8 protein-coding genes and 1 pseudogene are annotated in these 6,865 nt (G+C 40.6%); 6 read left to right on the top strand and 3 right to left on the bottom strand.

From position 1 onward, the window contains the following. Window positions 1-510 precede the first annotated feature (510 nt). The 4 genes from H6F47_RS26245 to H6F47_RS28265 all read left to right on the top strand — a co-directional run bounded on the left by H6F47_RS26245 (window position 511) and on the right by H6F47_RS28265 (window position 3,058). Complete coding sequence (locus H6F47_RS26245) at window positions 511-660, top strand: hypothetical protein (protein ID WP_190651683.1); 150 nt, start codon at window positions 511-513, stop codon at window positions 658-660. 227 nt (window positions 661-887) lie between these two features. After that, window positions 888-1,808: a TIGR01777 family oxidoreductase gene (locus H6F47_RS26240; RefSeq protein ID WP_096567015.1), complete on the top strand. Its 921-nt coding sequence runs from the start codon at window positions 888-890 to the stop codon at window positions 1,806-1,808. Between the two features lie 146 nt (window positions 1,809-1,954). Next, a complete protein-coding gene (locus H6F47_RS26235) occupies window positions 1,955-2,647 on the top strand; it encodes a DUF433 domain-containing protein (RefSeq protein ID WP_190651681.1) in 693 nt (230 codons plus the stop codon). 240 nt (window positions 2,648-2,887) lie between these two features. After that, a complete protein-coding gene (locus H6F47_RS28265) occupies window positions 2,888-3,058 on the top strand; it encodes a hypothetical protein (protein ID WP_242027502.1) in 171 nt (56 codons plus the stop codon). 24 nt (window positions 3,059-3,082) lie between these two features. Here the strand turns inward: H6F47_RS28265 and H6F47_RS26225 are convergent, their stop codons facing one another. Both H6F47_RS26225 and H6F47_RS26220 read right to left on the bottom strand, forming a co-directional pair. Then, entirely contained in the window at window positions 3,083-3,325 is a 243-nt protein-coding gene (locus tag H6F47_RS26225) for a hypothetical protein (RefSeq protein WP_190651679.1), read from the bottom strand. Beyond that, window positions 3,315-3,500, bottom strand: coding sequence for a hypothetical protein (locus tag H6F47_RS26220; protein ID WP_190651678.1), 186 nt, complete (start codon window positions 3,498-3,500; stop codon window positions 3,315-3,317). Before H6F47_RS26220 ends, H6F47_RS26225 begins: the two co-directional genes overlap by 11 nt. A 57-nt stretch (window positions 3,501-3,557) precedes the next feature. Here H6F47_RS26220 and H6F47_RS26215 point away from each other — a divergent pair, with 57 nt between their 5' ends. Together H6F47_RS26215 and H6F47_RS26210 are read left to right on the top strand one after the other, a co-directional pair. Beyond that, window positions 3,558-5,504, top strand: a complete 1,947-nt coding sequence (locus H6F47_RS26215; RefSeq protein ID WP_190651676.1) for a phosphodiester glycosidase family protein — start codon at window positions 3,558-3,560, stop codon at window positions 5,502-5,504. A 698-nt stretch (window positions 5,505-6,202) separates the two neighbouring features. Further along, window positions 6,203-6,622, top strand: coding sequence for a cupin domain-containing protein (locus tag H6F47_RS26210; protein ID WP_137669187.1), 420 nt, complete (start codon window positions 6,203-6,205; stop codon window positions 6,620-6,622). Here H6F47_RS26210 and H6F47_RS26205 read toward each other — a convergent pair. Next, window positions 6,601-6,865: pseudogene (locus H6F47_RS26205) on the bottom strand (Na+-transporting NADH:ubiquinone oxidoreductase, subunit NqrB); the annotation flags it as partial. The gene H6F47_RS26210 and the pseudogene H6F47_RS26205 sit on opposite strands and share 22 nt — an antisense overlap.

The raw sequence follows: 6,865 nt of genomic DNA, 5'->3' as shown, positions 1-6,865 counted from the left end.
AAGAGATGGCAAAGAAATTTTCAAATCTCCTCCTGACTCCTGACTCCTGACTCCTGACTCCTGACTCCTGACTCCTGACTCCTGACTCCTGACTCCTGACTCCTGACTCCTGACTCCTGACTCCTATGCCCTCACGGAAAGACTTTCTCAGCAACCCCCATTTAAAGTTACAATAAATTCTCATCAGCCTGTAGAGTCGTAGCTGAATAGGCAAAGGTTATCTTCACCATCAAACCCAAAATCAAATAATGAGATATTTTGGCATTTACGCCCTGGTAATTGTAGACTGTAAGCTAGAATTAGTAAGCTTTATAGCTAAATAAATTTTCAAGTTATAGTGGGAGATAAAAACCCTATAAGACCAGGTTTTTCTGTAATTAAACCCACCGTTTCTCATGTTTATTATCATTAAACAATTTTGCCAAAAAATAAAATCTTTCTTCCGGAATGTGTCTAAAAAAAAGTGATGTTATAAATTAGGACTGAAGTTTTTATCCAAGGTATCGAACAATGACAAACGCACTAGAAAACAAATCTGCTAAAAAGGAAAAACAGTCTTTTATTCGTGTTGATATTGGCGTTCCTAAAGTGCCAGTCCGTAAAAACAACACCAAAAAGCAGCAACGTGAATTACTTAGTGACTGGGAACACGCTAGTTAATACGATTTTGGATTTTGGATTTTGGATTTTGGATTTTGGATTTTAGATTGTTTAAGGCTTGCTAGATAAGCTTTTCGTCTGTCGCCATCATTTTTTCACCTGGTATAATTTGCAAAATACAGGTGACAGCAAAGAAATTAACTTAACAACAAGACAGTACAGGCTGAAAAATTGTTAAATTAAGTTAACAGTGAAGACTGTACAATGTGCTTGAGTTTAGGTTAACAATGAAAGTAGCGATCACGGGAGCAACTGGTTTTGTCGGTAGTCGTCTAGTTAAACGGCTGCAAGAAGAAGGTAATAGAGTATTGGTGTTAAGTCGAAATACCAATTCTGCCCACAAGGTTTTTCCCTCTCAGGCTTTCCCAAATGTAGAAATTAGGGCTTATACACCAGGTGTATCGGGCGCTTGGCAAGATGCTGTTGCTGGTTGTGATGGTGTGGTAAATTTGGCGGGAGAACCCATCGCTGAGGAACGTTGGACACCAGAACGTAAGCAAGCTATTCTCAACAGCCGCAAACTCGGTACACAAAAAGTTGTGGAAGCTATAGCTACGGCTAACCCTAAACCATCGGTATTGGTAAACGCTTCAGCTATTGGTTATTATGGAACTAGCGAAACAGCTACTTTTGAAGAAAATAGCCCTTCAGGTCAAGATTTTTTAGCTCAAGTTTGTCAAGAATGGGAAGCGGAAGCGCAGAAGGCAACAAATGCCGGTGTGCGCTTGGTAATTTTGCGCTTTGGCATTGTTTTAGGTCATGGCGGCGCTTTGGGTAAAATGATTACTCCCTTCAAACTTTTTGCAGGTGGTCCCATTGGTAGCGGTCGTCAGTGGTTTTCGTGGATTCACATAGACGATATTGTGAACTTAATTATCCAAGCTTTAACCCAGCCCAAAATGCAAGGTGTATACAATGCCACTGCTCCCAATCCTGTGCGGATGAGCGAGTTAAGTAATACAATGGGACAGGTGATGAATCGCCCTTCTTGGTTGCCTGTTCCTGGTTTTGCTTTGGACGCATTATTGGGAGATGGGGCAATTGTAGTTTTAGAGGGGCAAAAGGTTTTACCTCAACGCACTCAAGCGTCAGGTTTTAATTATCAGTATCCAAATTTGCAATCAGCATTGATGCAAATTTTGAAATAATTGGTGATGGGTGATGAGTAATGGGTAATGGGTAATTGGGAAACTTCCTTCTATTCCCTATTCCCCATTTCCAGCCCCAACAGATATAATCAATATCTCAAACATGATATAAACAATAAACAAAAACATCTCTGGTAGGTAAATTTATGAACAACCTTTATGGAGAAGTTGATCCTAGAGATATTCCTGCCTATTCTATTAGCGATGCTGCTAAATACCTACGTATACCAGCAGGTACTATTCGATCTTGGATAGCAACAATATCAAATGGTTCTCAATTCTCCAAACCACTAATTTTAACTCAAGATATTAAACCAAAACTCCTTTCATTTATCAACCTCGTTGAAATTCATGTTCTTAGAGCTATTCGTAAACACCACCAAATGCAACGCGATAAGGTAAGAATTGCTCTTGATGAAATTGAGGATCAGTTTCAATTATCACACCCGTTAGCTCATAAAAAATTCCAATCTCAAGGAGTTGACTTATTCATAGAAAAATATAGTTCTCTGATTAATAATGCCTCAGAATACTGGCGAACAGACTTGAAAAATACTTTTAATACTCATTTTCAGCGCATTGAGTTTGACAAGAATGGACTTGCTATTAAACTTTTTCCATTTACTTGTTCTCAAGAACAAGATAACCCACGCATTGTTGTAATTGATCCCAGAATTGCTTTTGGTCGTCTTGTAATTGCTGACACAGGAATACCTACTACGGTTTTAGCTGAACGATTAAAGGCTGGTGAATCAATTGAGGATCTTGCTTTTGATTATAAGTGCGATCGCCTGAAAATTGAAGAAGCTATTCGCTGTGAATTACCTGTTGTTGCATGACCACACCTAAGTCAATTACCTTTTTTATTGATAGATGTTTAGGTACAGGAACTGTAACCGAAAAACTTCGCAACTTGGGTTATTTTAGTAGAAATTCACGACGAACATTTTGGTCAAGGAACTCAAGATGTAGACTGGCTACCAGAGATAGGTAAAAAAGGTTGGGTTGTTTTAACTAAAGATGATAGAATCAGTAGAAACAAGTTAGAAAGAATTGCTGTTGCTCGCGCTCAAATAAAAATGTTTATTTTGACTTCCCAAGGTTTAAAAGGCGAAGAAATGGCAGAAATTTTTATTAAAGCAATTGACAAAATGGAAAAGTTTGTTCTCAAGCATCCTGCTCCATTTATTGCAAAAGTTTCTCGTGAAGGTAAAATTAATCCTTGGAAAAACAGTCAGATGTTATTATAAGAAATAGAGCAGTTTTTATCCTAACTAATTTTTCCCAAATTTCTTAGCAACCCAACCGCTAATACCACTAATTAACGCCCCTCCCATTAAAAGACCAATAGCTGGGTTAAATAAGGGTTGCCAAAGTTTATGCCATAAATCTAAACCTAAGTTGATGCCTGAAGCATCGCCAACAACAGCGACAGCAAACCAACCAAATCCTAAAATTACTAGGAAAAAATCAGCGACTAATATTGTATTTACCCAATTTAATATTTTATCTTTCATAATTAAAGGGAACAGGGAACAGGGAACAGGTGACTGGGGACTGGTGACTGGTGACTGGGGACTGGTGACTGGGGACTGGGGACTGGTGACTGGTGACTGGGGACTGGTGACTGGTGACTGGGGACTGGTGACTGGTGACTGGTGACTGGTGACTGGTGACTGGGTAAAAACTCAATTCTTGCTACTCCCTGTTCCCTATTCCCTATTCCCCCAAAACTGACGAATAGTAAAAATGCTCATGATCGAAATGAACAAACTGCGATTTTTCCTCTACTCTGTGTCTTCAATGCTAGTAACAGCACTTAGTTTACTTATTGCTGATACTACTAACGCTCAACTATCTCCCATCCGTTCTCAATCTCTCCCCCTGATGATTTCTCAACTACCAACACCATTATCAGGTAATCAAATTTTTCTCAATGGTAAAAATTTACCAGGTGCTTGGATACAACAACCAGGAACGTCGGGAACTGTAAGCACTTATGTTAGTGATGCTGCACTCAGGCAATTAATAGGAATAGATTTATTAAATACCACGAATCCTGAATTGCAACCAATAGAGTGGTTTTCTGCATCATCTTCCACCCTCAAAGCTAAATTTTCTCCTGGATATCGTTATTTAGATATTTCTAATTTTGCCCAAACCAACGGCTGGCAAATCCAAGTTAACGGAAATCAGCTAGTAATTTCTACCCCTCCGGCGAAAATCAATAATATTCGTCAGGGGAAAAGACCTACAGGCGATCGCCTAGTCTTTGATTTAGATCGTCCCACACCTTGGAAAGCTGCACCAGGTCAAATCATTAGAAAATCAGCAGATCCCAAAAATCTCAGTTCTACACCTCCAGCACCACCCAACCGAGAATGGATCATCACCCTAGATAGTACGGCTGATAATAGCTTAATTCAACGTTATCCACCCCAACCCCCAACCACACCACCAGACCAAACAAAACAACTACCAACCACACCAGACCCGGACGCACTGATCCAAAAAGTAGAAACAGTAAATAATCAAACTAATAATCAAACTAATAATCAAACTAGGATTACTCTCAGTATTCCCTTTGGTTCATCTCCCCGCATTACTACCCTAGCTAACCCTAATCGTTTACTCGTTGACATTATCCCAGATGCTTTAGTAACAAAGGATATTACCTGGAATCAGGGATTACGCTGGCAACAAAGATTTATAAATGTAGGTCAGGATAGGTTTCCCGTCGTTTGGCTAGAAATTAACCCGCGTCAAGCTGGGTTAACTTTAAAACCAATATCTTCTAGTCTGGACAGTCAAACAGGTATAGCACCCTTAATCCAAACAGCACAACGGGATTTAGCAGTAGCAGGAATTAATGGTGGTTATTTTAACCGCAATAATAAATTACCACTAGGGGCAGTTAAAAGAGACAATCAATGGTTATCAGGACCCATACTTAATAGAGGTGCGATCGCCTGGAATAACAACGGAGAATTTTATTTTGGTCGTCTCACTTTAAACGAAACTTTAAACACCAGTAATAACCAAACCCTACCCATACTCTTCCTAAACAGTGCCTACGTACAAAACGGCATCGCTCGTTATACACCCACCTGGGGACAAACTTACACACCCCTACTAAATAACGAAATTATCCTCACAGTTCAAAATAACCAAATCACCAACCAAACACCAGGAGGTAAAGCAGGTGTCACCCCTGTTCCCATCCCCAAAGACGGCTACCTCCTCACTTTACGGGGTACTGCTACCAGCAACGCCGCAAAATTATCTATTGGCACAAAAGTTAACATTACCAGTTCCACTAACTCTGCTAACTTTAACCGTTACCCCCACATTATCGGCGCAGGTCCGCTTTTAATCCAAAACCGCCAAATAGTCCTCGATGCTCAAAGTGAGAAATTTAGCAACGCCTTTATCATCGAAAGAGCCGCCCGCAGTGCCATTTGTACCACCAGTACAGGTAATTTAATCATAGCAGCAGTCCACAACCGCGCCGGAGGATTAGGACCCACCTTAGCAGAACACGCCCAACTAATGCAGGTCATGGGATGTGTTAACGCCCTCAACCTCGACGGCGGCAGTTCCACAAGTTTATACTTGGGAGGGCAATTACTCGACCGTTCACCAAATACAGCCGCCCGTGTTCATAACGGTATAGGTATCTTTATTAACCATAGGTAAACGGTCAATCCCACGTAAAAAATGCAAAATTTTCAATAATATTTCTGAATAGATATTATTAAGTTTTGCATTTACATATTGTCGCAGGATAATAAACTTGTTCATATTTAGGGCTTGCTGAATAAATGTAAAACCTAGATAAAACAAGGAATTGAGGATGATTAAAATTGAAATTGTGCAAGGTTTTAGGTACTGTGAGCCTCAGAAAGCTTGCACTTTGTTAGCCCTTCGACACCGCCCTTCGACTTCGCCCTTCGACTTCGCCCTTCGACTTCGCTCAGGACAGGCTCAGGACAGGCTCAGGACAGGCTCAGGACAGGTGTTTGCACAATTTCCCAATCAAAAAAACTCCTTGTTCGCGACTTGTACTGAGCCTAGTCGAAGTAAGCGTGGCGTAGCCATACTCCTTAAACTCCTGACTCCTTGATAGTGGTGACATTAGCCATACTCCCGTCCCCTCACAAATAACTTTTTCAGCAAGCCCTATTTAAAGTTGAGAATAAGTTAATATTTCATTCATGAAGAATTAATGTAGAAAGCTGATTTTGAATAATTAAGGAGTACTTGATCGGAGTTATCTTTGCTATGGTAATAACAGTGAAATTAATGGATTAATTTTATTTCTTAAAAAGTTCATTAAATTTTTTCACTAAATATTAAGAATCTTAAAATTTTGTACATTGTACAACGAGGTCATTATGGCTCAACTTACTGAAAAAGTCACAAATAATACACTATCTTTAAGTGCAAGCATTAGCACAAAAGGAATAGCAGCCAGTGAAATGCGTCCTTGGGGTTCGTTTACAGTTTTAGAAGAAGGTAAAGGTTATAAAATTAAACGTATCGAAGTTAAACCAGGACATCGCCTCAGTTTGCAAATGCACCATCACCGCAGTGAACACTGGATAGTTGTTTCCGGTACTGCTAAAGTCGTGTGTGGTGAGAGTGAAATTTTACTCAGTAACAATCAATCAACCTACGTACCACAATGTACAGTTCATCGTTTAGAAAATCCGGGTGTTATTCCCTTGGTTTTGATAGAAGTTCAAAACGGCGAATATTTAGGAGAAGATGATATTATTCGCTACCAAGATGACTACGCTCGTAGTGATAATTGACTGGTGACTGGTGACTGGTGACTGGTGACTGGGGACTGGTGACTGGGGACTGGGGACTGGTGACTGGGGACTGGGGACTGGGGACTGGTGACTGGTGACTGGTGACTGGTGACTGGTGACTGGGGACTGGTGACTGGTGACTGGTGACTGGTGACTGGGGACTGGGGACTGGTGACTGGTGACTGGTGACTGGTGACTGGTGACTGGTGACTGGGGACTGGGGACTGGTGACTGGGGACTGGT

The organism is Sphaerospermopsis sp. FACHB-1094, assembly GCF_014696195.1.
In the GTDB taxonomy this organism is placed as follows: domain Bacteria; phylum Cyanobacteriota; class Cyanobacteriia; order Cyanobacteriales; family Nostocaceae; genus Sphaerospermopsis; species Sphaerospermopsis kisseleviana.
The sequence above is the reverse complement of the archived record's forward strand: the minus strand, read 5'-3'. Positions and strand labels throughout refer to the sequence as shown.

Excerpts from the sequence above, each read along its gene's own strand:
- H6F47_RS26245 (WP_190651683.1), top strand. The coding sequence starts at position 511 with ATGACAAACGCACTAGAAAACAAATCTGCTAAAAAGGAAAAACAGTCT.
- H6F47_RS26240 (WP_096567015.1), top strand. The coding sequence starts at position 888 with ATGAAAGTAGCGATCACGGGAGCAACTGGTTTTGTCGGTAGTCGTCTA.
- H6F47_RS26235 (WP_190651681.1), top strand. The coding sequence starts at position 1,955 with ATGAACAACCTTTATGGAGAAGTTGATCCTAGAGATATTCCTGCCTAT.
- H6F47_RS28265 (WP_242027502.1), top strand. The coding sequence starts at position 2,888 with ATGTTTATTTTGACTTCCCAAGGTTTAAAAGGCGAAGAAATGGCAGAA.
- H6F47_RS26225 (WP_190651679.1), bottom strand. The coding sequence starts at position 3,325 with ATGAAAGATAAAATATTAAATTGGGTAAATACAATATTAGTCGCTGAT.
- H6F47_RS26215 (WP_190651676.1), top strand. The coding sequence starts at position 3,558 with ATGCTCATGATCGAAATGAACAAACTGCGATTTTTCCTCTACTCTGTG.
- H6F47_RS26210 (WP_137669187.1), top strand. The coding sequence starts at position 6,203 with ATGGCTCAACTTACTGAAAAAGTCACAAATAATACACTATCTTTAAGT.